Below are 19,359 nucleotides of genomic sequence, written 5' to 3' on the forward strand. Positions count from 1 at the left end.
GCTACTCCTCCGGGGTGGGAGCCGGCTCGGGCGCCGGCGCGGGCTCCGCGACGCCGCCGTCGACGCCGGCGCACGCGAACCCGACCGAGTCCGGGGTGGGCAGGGGCAGCGACGCCACCGGCGTCGCGAGGTCGTCGAGCGCGTTCACGAGCACGCCGCCCTGGGAGTACGAGTAGACGTAGTCCTCGATGAACAGGCCGCGCTGCACGGCGGCCCCGCCGTAATAGCACCCCGACGGCACGCTGCCGAAGAAGGCGCTGTGGTCGACCGCGCCGAGCCGGCTGAACCCGTCCTCGATATCGACGTTGAACAGCTCCAGCGTGCTCGACATCGCGCCGGTCTCCCTGTCGAAGCTCACGAGCGGGAAGGCGAGCACGCCGAGCTCGCCGTAGTACGTGAACGCCTTGTGGTTGTACTCGGCCTCGGAGTGCATGTACTCCGCCCCGTCGAGCGCCTCCTTGTGCAGGAGCGCGGGCGCCGACGCGTTCGTGACGTCGAAGATCTGGAGAGCAAGGCCGGTCACCGTGCCGTCCTCCTCGCCATCCCTGCCGATCGTCAGGAGGTGCCCGTCGTCGAGCGGGTGCATGTACTCGCTGAAGCCGGGGATCTTGAGCTCACCCGCGACGGAGGGGGACGCCGGGTCCGCGAGATCGATCACGAACAGCGGATCGACCCGGCGGAACGTCACGACATAGCCGCGATCCCCGACGAACCGGGTGGACTGGATGGTCTCGCCGGGGGCGAGATCGGTGACGGCGCCGATCTGCGCGAGATCGGTCCCTTGCGCCTCGAGGACGAACACGTTGTTGCTGGTCGTCCACCTGGGCTCCGCCGGCACTTGCGAGGTCGTCGAGACGCGGAGCTTGCCGTTGTGCTCATCGAGCGAGAACTGGTTGATGATGTGGCCGGGCACCGAGCCTGACGCGACGTACCCGGGCTGGCTCGGGTCGGCGATCAGATCGAACTTGTGCAGATGGGTGAGGTTCGTGCCGACGAACATCTCGCCCGGCGCCGCCTGCTCCTGCCAGGAGCGCGCGGCGACGTAGAGGGCGTCGTGGCTCGCGTACACGGTGTCGGTCGCGCCGACGATCGAGGTCGACTCCGGCACCGCGGCGAGGTCGCCGAGGTCGATCGACTCGATCTGCGTCAGGCCGTACGACGTCGTGCCGGCGTCCGGAACGTAGAAGTCCGAGCAGCTCGCGTCGAGCAGCGTGACCGCCTCTCCCTGCTTCTCGAAGCGGTACGGCAGCCACGTCGAGAGCGGGGCGTCCTCGATGAGCGCCGCGTTCTCGGCGCGGAGCTGCTCGAACGCCGCGGCCCACGCCTCGGCGGTCTCGGGGTACTCGGTCAGGCCTGACGGCCAGTAGCGGAGCGCGGGGCCGTGGGCGCCGCCGCTCAGCACCGTGCGCACGTTCGGGCCGGTGCGCCGCGCCGAGCTGTAACCTCCCTCGAAGTAGACCTCCTTGACCACGCTGGGGGCGCCGCCGGCGAGGCTCAGGACGGTGATCTTCGTGAGCGGCGCCCAGACGCCGCCCGAGCCGGGCACGTCGATGACCGGCTCGTCGGGCGGCGGCTCCTCGGCCCCGTCGCCGTCCGGAGGCGGGGGCGCCGGCGCTTCGCCGCCGGACGGCGCCTCGGCGTCGGGGGGCGCGTCGTCCTCCGACGGCGTGTCGCCGCCGGACGGTGGCTCGGTGTTGTCCGGCGGCAGCGGCCTCGCGTCTCCGCCGTCGGCGGGGGCCCCCGCCGAGTCGCTCGGCGCGCCGGGGTTTCCAGGCGCCGGCGCGACGCCGCCGCCGCCGACCATGGTGTTGACGAGCAGGTAGTCGTAATACCCCGGCCGCGGCGTGACGCCCGCCTGCTCGTAGATCGCGGCCCCGTTGACCGACGAGTAGACGACGACCTTGTCGCCCGCCACGAACATCTCGAGGGGCGACCCCTCGATCGCGAGCGAGCTGCCCACCGCGAGCGACGACGCCGGCCACGCCGTCAGGGTGTAGAAGCTCTGGCCGTGGAGCACGTAGATGTTGTTGCCGTCGGTCTTGATGATATCCGCCTCATCGACGCCGGCGACCTGGGTGTTCGTCTCGGAGTGGGCAGGGTCGGCGCCGCTGCCGCTGTCTTCCCCGGAAGCCTCCTGGCCGGCTCCCCCGTCGTCTGCCGTGGGCGGCGCCGGGGCGGGCGTGTCCGTGGGATCCTCGGCCCCTCCGGGGACGCCGACGCTGCCGTTGTCGACGCCGCCAACGACGCCGCCGCGGGGGTAGCCGTACGCCGAGTAGCTCGCGATCGTGGCGTCGATCTGGGCGTTCATCTTGGCGAGCGCGTCCTGCTTCAGCAGCGCTTCGAGGTCGCCGCAGGACTGAGCCCGGTGGAGCGCCGCGCGCTGAGAGTCGACAGGCTCGCCAGGCGTTGATGCCGTCTCGCATCCGACAGCGAGGAGCCCTGTTGCCAGGAGAAGCCAAAGGGAGGAATGGGTGCGGTGGGTTCGCATGGTGCCCGCTGCGTTCGCAAGCCCCGCGCCAGCCGTCCGCTCGCTCGGTTCACCGCGCTTCGCTTGCGCGCCGCGCCTGCCGCACCGCGGAGAGCACGACATGCAAGCACTGGCTGCAGGCCGCTTGGCACACGTGTGCCAAGCGGGTGGTGCGACTGTTGGTTTCCGTTGTTACGGGATGGCGCGGACCTTCATGAGACCTGGACGGCACACCTTGTGGGGTGAGCTCTTCGGGGTCGCCTGCGGGTCGTCCCAGCGTGTGAGTCTCCCGCTGGATCAGAGGGGGACGGGCGCCGGAGGGATCTTGAACACGTCCCATGCGGGCGTGTGGTTGCTCGTGCCTGGATCCTGGTTCCAGAGGTAGATGGCCGGATACGTGTGCACCGTCGTGCCCTCCACGACCACGCCGGTCACGTAGAGCTGCGAAGCCTTCTTGCTCGGGGCCTTCTGGAGCGTGTAGCCGTCGCGCGACGACGAGAAGATGACCCAGTAATACGTCTTGCCGTCGACGGTGGTGGCCTCGGGCGACCATTGCGGCCAGCTGTTGTGGATTCCAGGGCTCGTGACCCCGAGGCACGCGGGCGGGTCGTTGGCCGCGAGCCGCGTCGGCGTGCCGCCGGCCGCGGGGATGACGTGAATATCGGAGTTGGGGTTATAGTACATCTCCCCCGGACCAGGCGTCCTGTTGAACGCGATCAGCTTGTCGTCGGGGGCGAATGCCGGGTAGTACTCGTTGAAATTCGCCTCTGCGGCGCCGGGCAGGGGCGTGGCCGCGCCGCCCTGCCTGTTGTTGTAAGGCACGGTGTAGAGATCGCCGGCGCCTGCGGCGAGGCGCCCGTCCTTGCCGGTGTCGGTCGACACGTAGACGATGGTCCGGCCGTCGTTGCTCCAGTCCGGCATCATCGCCCCGCGCGGGTCGCCCTCGCGCTCGATGAAGCCGAAGGCGGTGCCTTCCGCGGCCGCCATCTCGGTCTTGGCCATCGTGGCGTTGGTCCCCTCGGCGTAGGTCGGCGCGGGCGACTCCAGGTCGAACCACGCGAGGCGCGCGTTCGGCATGCTGGTGTGCGACTGGCCATCCCAGACGCTGCCCTTGTCCCGGCCATAGGAGGTGATGAAGATCCGATCTCCGGGGGAGAAGTGCGCGGGCGACATCTTGGGTGGCCCGAGCCAGGCCTGGTTCATGGCCTCCGAGCCGCCGGGCGTCACATAGGCGGGGACCGCTCCCACCGAGTCTTCCTTCACGGACGCGATGGCGAGATCCCACGGCCAGTGGTCCATGAACATGACGGCCTCGCCGTCGGGCGTCGACGAATGGCACCCGATGCACCGCGCCTTGCCGTCGCCCCTCACGTTGCCGTTCTCGTCGCGCCGGCCGCCCTGCTGCACCTGGTCGACCTTCAGCGCGTCGACGACGCCCTCCTCGCCCACGCCGAACCCCGCCAGCCAGGCGTCCGCGGGCCCTTCGCCGATCGCCGCCCAGTACACCATGCTGCCGCCGGCCGGCGCCGGCGCGATGGTGATCGGCCCGGAGGAGCCCACGAGCGGCGCGCCCGGCGCGCTCGTCGACACGGAGCGGATCGTGATGGTGATCGGCTCGCCGCGGACGTGCGCGGCCAGCTTCTCCCACATGTCCTTGGGCATCTTCCATTCTCGGTTCGTCGTGTAGACGACCAGATCGTTCTTCTCCCTGTCGGCGTGCACGCGGATCTCGAACAGGTCCTGTCCCTGCGGCGCGATCCAGCGGAACCTGGGCCGCAGCCAGTTGTTCGGGTAGAGCGCGCCGATCTCCGGCTCGGCCAGGCACGGGCCGCCTGTCGCGCCGCTGCCCGGGGCGCCGAAGAGCTCGGCCGCGTTCGCCGGCGGCGGCGTCCCGCTGTCGTCGAGCACCGGGGCCGCGGGAAAGTCCTCGCACACCTCGCAGGGAGGCGGCTCCACGGGGCCGCCGCTGCCCACGTCGAAGATGTTCCCCGTTCCGCCGCCGATGTCGTCCGGGATGCCGCCCGCGCCGCCAGCTCCCTGGACCTGCTGCGGCGGCCGATCCGCGCTTGCCGAGCAGGCGATCGCGCAGGCAGAGCCGATCACCAGGGTCCCGATCCGTCGATGCAAGGTTCTCATCCAGGTTCCTCCGTGCGCGCGCTCGGGGCTCGGCGCTCCCGGACCAGCACGCCGTGAGGTGCGGCCGTGAGCTCGCGGCCGCGCCCGGCGTTGATCTCGGACGCTTGCGCGACGCGCCCGGACCCGGGCTGACGCGATGGCTGCGTGGTCACGGTGCTGCTGGTTCGTCGCGCCGGGCCCCGGGGTGTACCAGCAGCGGATCGCGAGATCGCTCAGCGCGAGGCTGCCGCCGTTGCCGCCGTTGACGATGATATGAAGAAAGGTTCGAGCGGATAGGAGGACATGGACCCTTGTCGCTGTCAAGCGCCCGGCAGGGGCACGTCGCCTGGCCTGGTTACCCGCCGGTCGCGTCGCGTTGCGGCGGTTGCGGCGGTTGCGTCGGTTGCGTCCGTTGTCTCTGCTGCCCCGCGGGGCCTGTCGGGGTGCTAGTTTCCTCGCGTGGCATCGCCGAATCGCATCGGGTTCCCCCTTACCCCTCGGCGTTCTCCCCGCGCGCTCGTGCTCCGCGATCTGTCGCCGGAGGAGGCCGGCGCCGCGATCGACTGGTCCGGCTGGTACCTGCCCGATGACGCGGAGCGTCCTGACAAGGTCGGGCGGTCCGAGGTCGTCCGCCTGCTGCTGTCGGTGATCGCGCAGCTCGCGCGCGAGCGTGGCTGGGCCGACTTGTATGCAGGCACCGGGCACTTCTTCGCGTGGGTGCGAAGCGAGCCGTTCGTGCGCGTCCTGCCGGACCTCTACGTCCTCGATCATCGCCCGCTGCCGCCCATCCCGCGGCAGTGGCAGACCTGGCTGTCCGGCCATCGTCCGCCGCGGTTCGCGCTGGAGGTGGTCGCGGGCGACTGGCGCCGTATGTACGAGGATGCGCCGGCGAAGTACTGGCAGCTCGGCTGTCCCGAGCTCCTGCTCTTCGATCCCGAGGCGGCTGCCGCCCGCGCGCCGCTCGCGGAGGAGCGGGTGCCTCTCCAGCTGTACCGGCGGGACGCGGACGGCACCTACCTGCGGGTCCACGGGAGCGGCGATCCCGTCTGGATCGAGGCGCTCGACGCGCACCTCGTCGTGTTGAAGGACGGCCCGCACCCGACGTTGCGCGTCGCGCGGAGCTCCCGCGCGACGGATCTCGTGCCTGCCGAGGAGGAGGCCCTCCGCGCCGAGGGCGAGGCGCGCGCCCTGGAGCAGCGCGCCCGCGTCGCGGAGCAGCGCGCCCGCGCCGCCGCCGAGGCGCGGGTCCGCGAGCTCGAGGCGCGGGTGCGCGACCTGGAGGCCCGCGTGACCCGGAGGTGAGCGCGGTGCGCCGGTGGATGGGGGCGCGGCCGCCGAGCGGGTCGTCGTGACGTCAGGGCGTGCAAGCGCATCCGCAGACGGACATCTGGCCCGCGACGCTCGTGCTCCACTGCCCATTCCAGGCGCGGCTCGTGCCGCAGGCGGCCGGGCACTTGCTCGGGGCGTCGGCGTTGCTCCAGATGGGCCCGGCCTCGAGCGACACCGTGGCCGGCGGGGTGAATGCGCACTCGCAGACGGACATCTGGCCAGGGACGGTCGTCCACCATTGCCCGTTCCACTTCGTCGCGCTGCTGTACGCGGCGCAGGTGTTCGGACACTGCGTCTGAGCGTGGGTGTTGCTCCAGATGGGGCCGGCCTGCACGACGGCGGCGGGGCGCGGGGCGCATTCGCAGACCGACATCGCGCCCGGAACGGTGGTCCACCACTGCCCGTTCCAGCTCATGTTCTGGGGATTGCAGACGTTCGGGCACTTGGTCTGGGCATCGCTCGTGTTCCAGATGGGCCCGGCCTCCAGCGCGAGGTTCTTGGCGACGCACGCAGGGCCGAGCGCCTGCGACGCCTCCTCGACGGTCTCCTCGTCGGAGAACGCCTGCTCGGAGTCACCTTCCTCCATCGGCACGCTGCAACCCGCGATGAGCATGATGCCGAGCGCGCTGGAGGTGAAGAGTCCGGAGAAGATGTGTTTCGTGTTCATGGTCGGCTCCTGGAGTGGTCGGTCTGGTGGATGTCCTGGGTCGCGATGTTCGCCGCCCGTCAGCTTCTGGGTTCGGTTGTTTGCAGCGTGCGTGCCACGAGGGCGCGCTCTCCTCGGAAGCGCCAGGCCCTCTATGTCAGCGGGCAGAATGCGAGCGGCGCCCGCGCGTTTCCGGGGGCGCGGCGCGCCCGCCGCCGGCCGCCTCGGCAAGACCTTGCCCGCGAGAGATCGCCGTCGCGAGTTGCCCGGCAAGAGTTTGCCGGCAAGGACGGGCCGAACGTAACAGCGGTGTCCTTCCGGCGATCGCGGCCTTCGTCCGGATCGTCGCTCCGCCCGGCACGTGAGCCGGCCAGAGCCCCCGGTCCCTGGCCCACCGTGCATGACCGGGCGCGCCGGGCGCGTCAGTAAACGTTTGCGCGCAATGGACGTGGAAATGGAAAATGGATCGACCGCCTGCGTCGACCTGGCGACACAAGCAGCAGCGGCGCGGCGGATACTCATGAGCGGCGAGGTCCGTGGTGGCGCTTGGACCTCCCGAGGGAGCCTGATATAGAGACCAGCGAGGCGGAGTGCATGCGGTCAGGCAAGTCGGTGCAGGACGACGCGGCGAAGACCTGGACCCTGGCGGGGAGGTCGATCTCTGCCATTCAGCAGACCGCGGCGCTGGGCATCGCGCTCGTCTGGCACTACGCCGGAAAGACGGAGAGACGTTTGCTCTCTCCCGACACGCCGCTTGTCGTGGGGCGCGCCATGCCTGCCGCGCTCTGCATCGACGATCGTACCCTGTCGCGGGAGCACGCCCGCTTCCTCCTCTCGCGCGGGCGGGTGTGGGTCGATGACCTGGGATCCAAGAACGGCACGTTCCTCGACGGCCGCCGCGTCTCCCGCGCCGGGATCGCGATAGGGGATGAGGTCGTCCTCGGCAGCGTCGCGCTGCGGGTGCAGGCGTTCGGCGCCGGGGGCGAGTCCCTCGATCTCGAGGGAGAGGAGAAGCTCTTGCGCCGCGTGGAGGACGAGCTGACGCGCGCCCGGCATTTTCGCCGCCCCTTCGCCCTGCTCCACGTGCGCATGAGCGCGGCGGTGACGGCGGAGGGCTGGATCAACGCCGTGCGCGCCTGCCTTCAGCCCGTGCATCGCGTGGCGCTCTACGGCACCTGCGCTGCCCACGTGCTGCTGCCCGAGGCCGGCGCCGAGGAGGCGAGCCGCACCGCGCAGGCCATCGCGGCCTCCTTCGTGGGCAGCGACGCCCGGCTCCTCGTCGGCCTCGCCCTCTACCCGGACGCCTGCAGCACCGCGGACGAGGTCTTCGCGGCCGCCCGCGAGGCGGCCCGCCACGCCTCGCCCGAGCGCCCGGTGGCGTGCGGCCCCGCCGCGACCTCGGTGCTCGCGCGCGAGGAGCCGGAGGAAGGGGGGATCATCGCCGGCCAGCAGATGCGCGAGGTGCTCGAGACGGTGAGGCGCGTGGGCGCCTCGCGCATCCCGGTCATCCTTCACGGCGAGACGGGGACCGGCAAGGAGGTCGTCGCGCGGATGATCCACGAGGGCGGCCCGCGCAAGGGGCGGCGCGTTGTGCGCGTCAACTGCGGCGCGATCCCGAAGGACCTCGTGGAGAGCACCCTGTTCGGCCACGAGCGCGGGGCGTTCACCGGCGCGCTGCAGCAGCAGAAGGGCGTGTTCGAGGAGGCCGACGGCGGCACGGTGTTCCTGGACGAGATCGGCGAGCTGCCGCCGCCGGCCCAGGCCGCGCTGCTCCGCGTGCTCGAGTCGGGGTCGTTCAGCCGCGTCGGATCGAGCCGCGAGATCGAGGTCGACGTGCGCGTCGTCGCGGCGACGCACCGGGATCTCGAGGCGATGGCCGCGTCGGGCGCGTTCCGGGCCGATCTGTATTATCGGCTCGGCGGGGTCGTGATCGACATCCCGCCGCTGCGCGCTCGAACGGACGAGATCGAGCCGCTCGCGCGGCATTTCTTGCGCGCGGCCAGCGCGGCCAACGGGCGCCATGTCGAGGGCATCACCCCCGAGGCGCTCGCCCTGCTCTGCGCGTACGCGTGGCCTGGCAACGTGCGCGAGCTGCGCAACGTGATCGAGCGCGCGGTGGTGGTGACGCCCGGCGCGCTCGTCGGCCTCGAGGATCTGCCCCCGAGGGTGCGCGCGGCGGCGGCGCGCGGCGAGTCGGAGCGCCCCGCGGACCGGGGGACGGACGCCGAGCTCGGCGGCGCTCCGCCGGACGTGGCCGTGTTCTGCCCCACGCCGTCCGCCCCGAAGGAGGCGCCCCCCGAGGGCGGGCGGGTCCGGGGGAAGGTGCAGCAGTACGAGGCCAAGCTGCTCCAGGACATGCTCGAAACAGCGGGCTGGAACCGGACCGAGGCCGCGCGCAGGCTGGGGATCCCGGTGCGCACGCTGTCCTACCGCATGAAGGTCCTGGGGGTGAAGCGGCCGTCTCCTCGATGATGCGCAGCTGCCGTCGGCGAGCTCCCGCGTCTCGAACCTGAGCAAGCGCGCTGGGAGCTCGCTACACTGCGCCGACCATGCTGAATCGCACGATCGCGCGGAAGTACGCGCTGAGACGAGAGATCGGACGCGGCGGGATGGGCGTCATCTGGGAGGCGTTCGATCAGGTGCTCCGGCGCCCCGTGGCGCTCAAGGTGATGACGCCCGAGCATGTGAGCTCGGACTCGGCGCGGCGCCGGTTCGAGCGAGAGGCGATGGCGATCGCGCGGCTCCAGAACGAGCACATCATCCAGATACACGACTACGGCATCGACGAGGATTGCCCGTACATCGTCATGGAGCTGCTCGAAGGGGAGGACCTCGAGGCCAGGCTCATCCGGGAGCGGCAGCTCTCGCCGTCGGCGACGCTCGCCCTGCTCCGGCAGATCGCCATTGGCCTGCAGGTGGCGAGCTCCGCGGGGATCATCCACCGCGATCTCAAGCCGGCGAACGTCTTCCTGGCGCGGAAGGAGCCAGGAGAGTGCGTGAAGCTCCTCGATTTTGGCGTGGTGTGGACGGTCTTCGAGTCGGACGAGGAACAGCAGGGCTCGTTCGGCAGGGTCGTCGGCACGCCGTCGTACATAAGCCCCGAGCAGGTGCGCGCCGTCGTGCCGGATCACCTGAGCGATCTCTGGTCGCTCGGCGTCATCACCTACAGGGCCCTCACGGGCCGGCTCCCCTTCGCGGCGAGCGGGATCGGGGAGCTGCTCATCAGCATCTGTACCGATCCGTTCCCGGCGCCGTCGAGCCTCGTGCCCGGCCTGCTGCCCGGCTTCGACCGCTTCTTCGAGCGCGCGCTGGCGAAGGACCCGGCGCAGCGGTTCCAGTCCGCGGCCGATTTCGTGGCCGCGTTCGCGGCGGTGATCGAGGCCAGCGGGGGCCCCACCAAGATCCTCATCGCCGACGATGAGCCCGACGTGGCGCTCATGATGAAGCTGCTCTTCCGGCAGAAGATCCGCGACCGGATCTACGAGTTCATCTTCGCCGACAACGGCGAGAACGCCCTCGACGAGCTCCGGCGCCACCCCGACATCGACGTCGTCGTCACCGACATCAACATGCCCGTGATGGATGGCCTCACGTTCCTTGGACGCGTCCCCGAGGTGAGCCCCTTTGCGAGGACGGTGATGATGTCCGCCTACGGCGACATGGGGAACATCCGGAGCGCGATGAACCAGGGCGCGTTCGATTTCCTGCTCAAGCCGATCCAGCGCGGCGATCTCGAGGCGACCATCGACAAGACCATCAAGCACGTCGCGGAGCTGCGGAGGAACGCCCGCTCGGACGAGGAGAACAAGATCCTCCGGCAGTTCACGAGCGCGGCGTTGATCGAGCGGATCCGGGAGATGGGCCCGGCGATCGCGCTCGCGAGCGAGGCGGTCATGGCCACGGTGGCGTTCATCGACATCTTCCAGTTCACGCCCGTGACGAGGGAGAGGCTGCCGGGCGAGGCCATGAGGCTGCTCCGGGCCAACTTCGAGGTGATCGTCCCGGAGCTCGTCGCCAAGGGGGGGGTGGTGGACAAGTTCCTCGGCGACGCGGTGATGACGGTGTTCCAGGGGCCGGATCACCTGTCGCGGGCGCTCAGCGCGTGCGTGGCCGTCCGCGCGCAGATGGGGGCGGTGGCGCGCCGCGCCGGCGAGGGCTCGCCGTATACGCAGGGGATCTGCATCGGGCTCTCCACGGGGCAGGTCCTCTCCGGCAGCGTCGGATCTCAGGCGTACGGCCGGCTCGACTACACGGTGCTCGGCGAGGTGGTCAACGCCGCCGCGCACCTCGCCAGGGCGTCGCGGCCCGGGGAGATCCTCGTCGAAGCGACCGTCCGCGAGGCCGCGCAGCAGCTCTTCGATTTCGAAGAGGTCGGCGCGAGGAGCCTGCTGCCGGGGGCCCCTCCCGTGAGCGTCTTCAACCTGGTCAAGCGCACTCCGGTCGACGTCATCGCAGGGTGCGAGCCGACCGTCGGAGTCCACTCGACGACCACCATGCGATGAGGTCGCGAAGGCGCTGGCGCGGAGCGCCTCAGCGCGCCGCGAGGCGGTGGCGGCCCTGGGGCACGCTCGTCCAGGCCGTGCCGCTGGCAGCGTCGTAGCGCGTCGGCGCGGGCTTGCCGTCGAGGGTGAGCTGCGCGTCTTTCCGGGAGACGGCGAGGCCGACCTGCGCCGCGCTCGAGAGCACCAGCTCCGCGGCAACGCCGGCGCCCTCGGGCCGGAGCGACGCGGACACGGGCGACGTGGCGAGCAGCAGGGCGCGGCCGCCGACGCTCAGCGAGGTGCCGGCGTCGACCTGGGCGCGATCGAGCGCCCTGTTGCGCAGGAGCAGCAGCGCGCTGCGACCCTGCAGCTTCGCGGAGGGTACGCGCGGACCGTCGCCCACCTCCACCGGCTGCGCGCCGTCCGAGACCAGCGCGAGATCCTGCGTGTCTTGCTCCGCGATGGAGATCAGCGCGGCCGAGCCGCTCCCGCCGCTCACCTTGAGCGCCTCGACCGCCGGCTTCGGCTCGCCGGCGGTGAGGTCGCGCGGGTAGAGCACGGTCAGCCATTGCGTGCTGGAGGCGATGTAGCGCGCCACCGAGAACGGGTGCCGGAAGGTCATGTTCTGGAAGAAGTTGGTGAAGCCGCTTCGATCGACCGAGAAGGCGTCAGGCCGGGGGACGTAGACCACGTCGAGCTCGAGCTCGCGCTTGCCGTCGTCGGTCCGCGTCGCCCACACGAGCCGGCCCGCCGTGGGAGCGGACGGAGCGCGGCCGGCGGCGTCCGGGGGGATCGGCCCGCTCGGGGCGAGCCCTGTCGCTGCCTCCGCCGCGAGGTCGCTGGCCATCCGGACCTCGCCGCAGACGTCGCCGCAGTCCACCGGGGTGCTGGGCGAGGTGGGCCTCGCGGTGGCGTAGTCGGTGCAGACGGCGGGCGCGCCTGGCCGGCAGCCCAGCCAACCGCTGTAATGGAGGTGGGTGTCGTAATAGTGGAGCATCGGTTGGGCCGAGCCGACGCCCGCGGAGATCATGTGGTCGAAGACGACCACGTAGCTCCTCCGCGCGAGCGCCGCCGTCCGCCGCGTGGACACGTCGGGCACATTGACGTAATCGTCGATCGTGACCGTCGAGGAGTCGAGCTCCCCGGTCAGGAACGAGGCCCGCAGGATCGCCGGATCGTCCACGGGCCGGGTCAGATCGGTGAAGACACCGAGCTGGCGCCACGCGGGCGTCTGGTAAGTATCCCGGATCCCCTTGAAGCTGTCGACGGTGACCAGGTTGTGCGACTCCGGGCTGAAGTTGACCCAGTAGAACAGCGAGGTGTGGGAGCTGCCCGCGGGATCGTAGTTGCGGCCGTCGCCCGGATCGATGATCAGGTATTGCCCCTTCGCGTGCAGGAGGAAGCTCGTCTGGTCGGGCTGGCTGTGCGAGGACGGCCGGTACTCGTGCTCGGTCGTCATCAGCAGGTGAACCGCGTCCGCGCTCCAGCCGGAGCGCAGCGAGGTCATGTCCGACGTGACGATCGAGGTGTACGAGGGCTCATGGCCCCCGGCGGCGGCCTTGGCGATGTCGGGATCGGTATAGAGGATGCTGTAGACCGGGTTGTTGACGGCGGCCTTGCCCTTCGCGCTGAGCCAGCCATAGAAGCCCTTCGCGTCGCGGCGCCCCTCTTTCTCGCTGAGCATGCTGGCGGCGATGCTGCTCAGCTGCAGGGGCTCGCGCCAGCCGGTCTCGATGGTGGCCGCGTTGCCGTCCGGCATGGAGATGGCGGCCCCGTAGCGGAGCATGCGGGCGATGCGGGTGTCATTGCCCCAGGCAGCGGGCGTGTTCACCGCGTTGATGTAATCCCGGCCGTCGTGCGCCCCGCCGGAGAGCCTCTTCATGGCCTGGAGGTAGGGCAGCATCACCGAGAACACGTCGTCCTGGTAGCTCGGGCCCTCGACGTAGGTGCCGTCCTGGGTGAGGCAGGCCTGCATGTAGGGGCCGTAGGAGCGGAGGGCGAAGAGCGACTCCAGCGGCGCGTCGCCGAAGAGATCGCGCTCGACGGTGCAGGCGTGATCGTGCTCGCCCAGGGCGTAGCTCAGCGTGGCCGCGCCGCTGCCCACGCGATAGCGGAAGTTGGTGACGTACGTCGTGTTGAACTCTTCGTACACACCCATCGTCTTCCCGAGCGCGTCCTCCAGCTTGTCGCGGATGGCCGCGTCGTCATCCGCGCTCAGCGCCGGCTGCACGAGGTCGTAGGCGTAGGCATAGTTGAGCAGGCTTCCGCCCCAGTACCAGGCGCCGGGCGTCTGGCTCCAGCCGGTGCTCGTGTCGCCCGCCTTCAGCAGCGCGTCGCGCGCCGCCTTCAACCCGTCGCTGCGCTGCTCGATCACCCAGGAGAGGGCCCCGTACAGCGCGCAGTTGGAGAGCTGGAATTCTTTGACGTCCGTATTCGTGGAGGGGGCCCCGCACGGGTGGCCCTGCCCGGGCGGGCCGCGGCGGACATCGTCCATCCAGGTCTTGTAAGGGTCCTGGGTGACCCGCTGGCGCAGGGCGGGGATCTCCTGGCGATCGAAGGCGATGAACGGGTGTTTCCGCTCGTGTATCTGGACAGGGGCGCACGGGGGCGGCTTGGAACAACCTCCGAGGCCCACCAGCAGGATCCACGGCGCGAGGGCCTTTCCCCCCATTGAACGGAGCATGAGGGTCCTTGGTATCAGCACCGCAATGCGGGCGTCAATGTGGGTCGCCTCGCAACCACCTCCGGCGGGAGGAGGCGCCGCGCGCGTTCGGTCGAAGGAGCGTCAAAGGAGCGTCGAAGCGGCGTCGTGGGCGTCGTGGGCGTCGTGGGCGTCGTGGGCGTCGTAGGCGTCGGTTCCGGCGGGGACATGGCTTTGTCCCGCGGACCGTGGTCCAATCCGCTCCCATGAGCGCCGCCCTCCGCCACTCGCCCGGCTGCCCCGCGGCGCTTCGAGGCTAGATCCAGCATGGTCCTGCCCGGGTACGAGATACAGGCTCAGGTCTACGACAGCACCAACACCCGCGTCTGCCGCGCCCTGCGCAAGGCGGACGGGGAGCCCCTCATCCTCAAGATCCTGAAGCCGCTCCGCCCGTCTCCCGAGCGGCTCGCCTGGTTCCAGCGCGAATACGATATGCAGCGCGGGATCGAGCTGCCCTGCGTCCCCCGGGCCTATGGCCTCGGGCTCGAGCTGCAGGGCTGGACCATGGCTATCGAGGACTTCGGCGGGGAGTCGCTGGACAGGCTGCTGCGCCGGGGGACGCCGCCGCTCGCCGAGGCGCTGGACATCGCCGTCCGTGTCGTCGACGCGCTCGGGCAGCTCCACGAGCAGCGCATCATCCACAAGGACATCAACCCCTCCAACATCGTCTGGAGCGCGGAGCGGGAGCGGCTCGCCATCATCGACTTTGGCATCTCCACCGTGCTCTCGCGGGAGAACCCCGTCCTCAAGAGCCCGGACGTGCTCGACGGGACGCTCATGTACATCGCCCCCGAGCAGACCGGCCGGACCAACCGGGCGATCGATTACCGCACCGACTTCTACTCGCTCGGCGTCACCCTCTACGAGCTCTTCACCGGGGCGGTCCCCTTCCCGGCGCAGGACGCGATGGAGCTCGTGCATTGCCACCTGGCGAGGATCCCGGCGCCGCCTCACGCGCGGGCGAAAGGCGTGCCCAGGGCGGTGTCGGACGTGGTGATGCGGCTCCTGGAGAAGGCGCCCGAGGCGAGATACCAGAGCACGTACGGCATCAAGGCGGATCTCGCGGCGTGCATCGCGGCGCTCCGCGAGACGGGCGCGGTGGGGGCGATCGAGCTCGGGGCGCGCGACGTGCCGGAGCGGTTCCAGATCCCCCAGCGGCTCTACGGCAGGGAGCGCGAGGTGGAGGCGCTGCTCTCGACCTTCGAGCGGGTCGCGCAGGGCGCGCGGAGCGCCGTCGAGGGGGCGCGCGGGGCGGCCGAGCTGCTCCTCGTGACCGGCTCCTCGGGCATCGGCAAGAGCGCGCTCGTGCGCGAGCTGTACGAGCCGATCACGCGGCGGCGGGGGTACTTCATCGGCGGGAAATACGACCAGCTCCAGCGGGCGACGCCCTACGCGGCCGTGGTGGCGGCGTTCCGGTCGCTGGTGCGGCAGATCCTCGGGGAGAGCCAGGCGCGGCTCGCGGGGTGGCAGGAGGCGCTGCGCGGCGCGCTCGGCCAGAACGGGCAGGTCATCCTCGACGTGATCCCCGAGGTGGAGGCGATCCTCGGGCCGCAGCCGCCGGTGCCCGAGCTCGGGCCGACCGAGACGCAGAACCGCTTCAACCTGGTGCTCGAGCGCTTCCTGCGGGTCTTCGCGAAGCGGGAGCACCCGCTCGTGATCTTCCTCGACGACCTGCAATGGGCCGACGCGGCCAGCCTGCGGCTGCTCGAGCGGGTGCTCGGGGAGGAGCGACTGGCGCACCTCTTCCTGATCGGGGCCTACCGGGACAACGAGGTCGGGCCGGCTCACCCGCTCACGATGACGCTCGCGGCCATCCGCGCGTACGGGACGGCGGTGCGCGAGATCCACCTCGGGCCGCTCGCGCGCGAGCACGTGGAGGAGCTGCTCGGCCAGGCCATGCACGCGGAGCCGGAGCGGGTCCGCCCGCTGGCGGAGCTCATCGTGCGCAAGACCGAGGGCAACCCGCTGTTCGTGAGCGAGCTGCTGAAGGCGGTGCACAAGGAAGGCTTCATCGCCTTCGACCGGCAGCGGGGGCAGTGGCAATGGGACCTCGGCCGGATCGAGGCGAAGGGCGTCACCGACGGCATCATCGATCTCATGATCGGCAAGATCCGCAGCCTGCCGGCCGCGACCCAGCAGGCGCTCAGCCTCGGCGCCTGCATGGGCAGCGAGATCGACGGGCGCGCGCTCTCGCTCGTGGCGGGCAGGTCCGAGGAGGCGCTGTCCCAGGCGCTGTTCGCGGCGGCGCTGGAGGGGCTCCTGCTCCCGGCCTCCGAGCTCGAGGTGGTCCAGGACTCGACGAATCCCTCGCTGCTCGTGCGGCATTACCGGTTCTTGCACGACCGGGTGCAGCAGGCGGCGTATGCGCTCGTCGAGGAGGCGGAGCGGCCCGCGGTGCACCTCAGGATCGGGCGGCTGCTCCTCTCGAAGATCAGCGGGCCGGAGCGGGCCGAGCGGATCTTCCAGCTCGCGACGCACCTGAACCAGGGGCGGGGCCTCGTCACGGATCCGGTCGAGCGGCTCGAGATCGCCCGGCTGAACCTGGAGGCCGGGAAGCGGGCGAAGAGCTCCACCGCCTACGCCGCGGCGCGGGAGTACCTCGCCGCGGGGCTCGCGCTCCTGCCCGAGGGCTCCTGGGGAGAGCACCACGATCTCACCGCGGATCTCCACCGCGCGCTCGCGGAGGCCGAGGGGCTCAACGGCAACCACGCGCGCGCCGAGACGCTCGCCCGGGCGCTGCTCGATCACGCGCGGACGCCGCTCGAGCAGGCCGGCGTCTACGACGCGCTGGTCAGCCATTGCACCATGGTCGGGCGGTACGCGGAGGCCATCGACGTGGCCCGGCGCGGGCTCGCCCTGCTCGGCATCGACCTGCCCGAGCGGGATCTCGGCGCGGCGCTCGAGGCGGAGCTCGCGGACGTCGACCGCCGGCTCGCCGATCGCCCCCTCGAGTCGCTGCTGGACGCGCCCGCCGTGGAGGACCCCGCCGGCAAGGCCGCGCTCAAGCTGCTCTCGAACGTGCTCTCGGCGACGTTCTACGTGGACCGGCAGCTCTACGCGTTCACCGTCACGAAGTCGGTCGGCCTGAGCCTCCAGTACGGCCTCGCCCCCGGCGCCTGCTCGATCTTCGCGTTCTACGGGATCGTGCTCTCGGGGTTCCGGGGCCAGCAGCTCGCGGGCTACGAGATGGGGGTGCTCGCGGTGCGGCTCGGCGAGCGGTTCAACAGCCCCGGCGACGTCTGCAACAGCTGCTTCGCCCTCGGCAATTTCCTGTTGCCGTGGGTGAAGCACCTGCCGGCGGCCCAGGCGGTCAACGACGCCGGGTACAAGGCGGGGCTCGAGGCAGGGGAGCTGCGGTACGCGGGCTACATCCTCATCTACAAGCTGTTCAACCAGCTGTACGAGGGCAGGCCCCTCGCCCAGGTGCTCGCGGATCTGCCGGAGTTTTTGCACTTCAACCAGAAGAGCAAGAACCAGATCGCGATCGACATCATCCGCGGGCTGGAGCTCGCGCTCGCGGACCTCTCGGGCAGGGCCGGGGGCGCCGCGCCGGATCCCGCCGCCGAGGCCGACTACCTGGCCGCATGCGAGGCGAACCAGAGCGTGATGGCGCTCTGTTACCATCACATCCTGAAGACGCAGACGCTCTACCTGCACGGCGATCTGGCGGGGGCGCGCGCCGCGGCGACGAGGGCCGAGGCGCTCATCTCGGCCGTCACCGGCAACGTGGCGTCGGCGGAGCACCAGTTTCATCACGCGCTGTGCCTCGCGGCGCTGGCCGACGGCGCCGGGGCGGACGAGCGGCGGGCCCTCCAGGAGGCCGCCGCGGCGAGGCGGGATCAGCTGGGGCGCTGGGCGGAGGTCTGCCCGGAGACGTTCTCGCACATGCACGCGCTGGTCGGGGCCGAGCTCGGGCGGCTCGCGGGCGAGACCGGGGAGGCCATCGAGCTCTACGAGCGCGCCATCACCTCGGCGAGGGCGCACGGGTTCCTCCAGGACGAGGCGCTCGCGAGCGAGCTCTACGGCAGGTTCTGGCTCCGGCGCGGGAAGGAGCGGCTCGGCAGGGATTACCTCGCCGACGCGCGTTATGGCTTCGAGCTCTGGGGCGCGCGACGCAAGGTGGCGCTGCTCGACGCGGAGCTCGACCCGCCGCAGCCGCTGGCCGAGGCGCCCCTCGACCGGACGACGCTCACCACCACGAGCACCCGGCAGCAGACGTCGCGGGTGCTCGATCTGGGCAGCGTGCTCAAGGCGTCGCAGGCGATCGCCAGCGAGCTCGTGCTGGAGCGGCTGCTCACCAAGCTGATGACCATCGTCATCGAGAACGCGGGGGCCGAGCGCGGCGTCTTGCTGCTCGCGCAGGGCGAGGAGCTCATCCCCAGCGTGGAGGCGCGCGTGGATCCGGCCGACCCGCGGGCCGCCCCCGCGGTCACGGAGCTGGAACTGGTGTCCTCCGTCGAAGGGGGGCAGTTCGCGGAGAGCATCGCGGTCTACGTGGAGCGGACCCGCGAGAGCGTGCTGCTCGGCGACGCGGCGCACGAGGGCGATTTCACCCAGAGCCCCTACATCACCCGGAACCAGACGCGGTCGGTCCTGTGCATGCCGCTCCTCAACCAGGGCAAGCTCATCGGCGTGCTCTATCTCGAGAACAACCTGGCCACGGGCGCGTTCACGCAGGAGCGGCTGGAGGTCCTGCGGCTGCTCTCGGCCCAGATGGCCGTGTCCATCGAGAACGCGGTGCTCTACGGGCAGCTCGAGCAGCGGGTCGGGGAGCGGACGGCGGAGCTGCGGAAGAAGAACGCCGACCTCGAGGAGGCGCTGCATCACCTCAAGGCGACGCAGTTCCAGCTCGTGCAATCGGAGAAGATGGCCTCGCTCGGGCAGCTCACCGCGGGCATCGCGCACGAGATCAAGAACCCGCTCAACTTCATCAACAACTTCGCCGAGGCGAACGTCGATATCGCCGCCGAGATCCTGGACGGGCTCGCGTCGAACCGGGATCTCCGGGTCGCCGAGATCGAGGATCTGGTGGTGAGCCTGAAGCAGAGCGCCGAGAAGATCGCCGAGAACGGGCGGCGCACCGACGGCATCGTGCGGGGGATGATGCAGCACGCGAGCGGCGGCACGGGGGAGCGCCAGAGCGTCGGGCTGAACGGGCTGCTCGATCAGTACGTGAGCCTCGCCTACCACGGGATGCGGGCGCAGAAGCTCGATCTGAACGTGGTCATCGAGCGCGATTACGACGCGGCGGTGGGCGCGATCGAGCTGGTGCCGCAGGAGATAGGGCGGGTGTTCGTGAACCTCCTGACGAACGCCTTCCACGCGCTGCGGGAGAAGCGGCGCTCGGCGGCCGGGCCGTACGTGCCGACGCTGGTGGTGAGCACGCGGCGGCTCGGGCGCGAGGTCGAGATCCGGGTGCGCGACAACGGGGTCGGCGTCCCCGAGGCGCTGCGGGACAAGATCTTCCACCCGTTCTTCACGACGAAGCCCACGGGCCAGGGCACGGGGCTCGGGCTGTCGCTGAGCTACGACATCGTCCAGGCCCACCGGGGCACGATCCGGGTCGACGGAAAGGAAGGCGAGGGCGCGACGTTCATCGTCACGCTGCCTGGCTGAGGCC

Annotated in this window: 8 protein-coding genes; 4 read left to right on the plus strand and 4 right to left on the minus strand. The window is 70.8% G+C overall.

The window, feature by feature from the left end; genetic code table 11:
- Position 1: 1 nt before the first annotated feature.
- Positions 2–2,308: a beta-propeller domain-containing protein gene (locus WMF34_RS45355; protein ID WP_437991717.1), complete on the minus strand. Its 2,307-nt coding sequence runs from the start codon at positions 2,306–2,308 to the stop codon at positions 2–4.
- A gap of 456 nt (positions 2,309–2,764) precedes the next feature.
- Positions 2,765–4,603 (minus strand): TolB family protein, encoded by a 1,839-nt coding sequence (locus WMF34_RS45360; RefSeq protein WP_437991718.1) that lies wholly within the window; start codon positions 4,601–4,603, stop codon positions 2,765–2,767.
- Between the two features lie 438 nt (positions 4,604–5,041).
- On the opposite strand from WMF34_RS45360, the gene WMF34_RS45365 reads away from it, so the two are divergent.
- Complete coding sequence (locus WMF34_RS45365) at positions 5,042–5,884, plus strand: Uma2 family endonuclease (RefSeq protein ID WP_012241493.1); 843 nt, start codon at positions 5,042–5,044, stop codon at positions 5,882–5,884.
- Between the two features lie 52 nt (positions 5,885–5,936).
- On the opposite strand, the gene WMF34_RS45370 is transcribed toward WMF34_RS45365, so the two are convergent.
- Positions 5,937–6,578, minus strand: coding sequence for a mannan-binding lectin (locus WMF34_RS45370; RefSeq protein WP_012241494.1), 642 nt, complete (start codon positions 6,576–6,578; stop codon positions 5,937–5,939).
- Between the two features lie 573 nt (positions 6,579–7,151).
- Here WMF34_RS45370 and WMF34_RS45375 point away from each other — a divergent pair.
- Together WMF34_RS45375 and WMF34_RS45380 are read left to right on the plus strand one after the other, a co-directional pair.
- Positions 7,152–9,029 carry a sigma 54-interacting transcriptional regulator gene (locus tag WMF34_RS45375; RefSeq protein WP_437991719.1) on the plus strand — a complete coding sequence of 626 codons (1,878 nt, stop codon included), beginning with the start codon at positions 7,152–7,154 and terminating at the stop codon, positions 9,027–9,029.
- Positions 9,030–9,106: 77 nt separating this feature from the next.
- Positions 9,107–11,059, plus strand: coding sequence for a protein kinase domain-containing protein (locus WMF34_RS45380; RefSeq protein ID WP_437991720.1), 1,953 nt, complete (start codon positions 9,107–9,109; stop codon positions 11,057–11,059).
- Positions 11,060–11,087: 28 nt separating this feature from the next.
- Here the strand turns inward: WMF34_RS45380 and WMF34_RS45385 are convergent, their stop codons facing one another.
- Positions 11,088–13,721 carry a hypothetical protein gene (locus tag WMF34_RS45385; RefSeq protein WP_437991721.1) on the minus strand — a complete coding sequence of 878 codons (2,634 nt, stop codon included), beginning with the start codon at positions 13,719–13,721 and terminating at the stop codon, positions 11,088–11,090.
- A gap of 285 nt (positions 13,722–14,006) precedes the next feature.
- Here WMF34_RS45385 and WMF34_RS45390 point away from each other — a divergent pair, with 285 nt between their 5' ends.
- On the plus strand, positions 14,007–19,355 hold the full coding sequence (locus tag WMF34_RS45390; RefSeq protein ID WP_437991722.1) for an AAA family ATPase: 5,349 nt from the start codon (positions 14,007–14,009) through the stop codon (positions 19,353–19,355).
- The last annotated feature ends 4 nt before the right edge of the window (positions 19,356–19,359 follow it).

This window comes from Sorangium sp. So ce145 (assembly GCF_051525985.1).
Lineage (GTDB): Bacteria > Myxococcota_A > Polyangia > Polyangiales > Polyangiaceae > Sorangium > Sorangium cellulosum_B.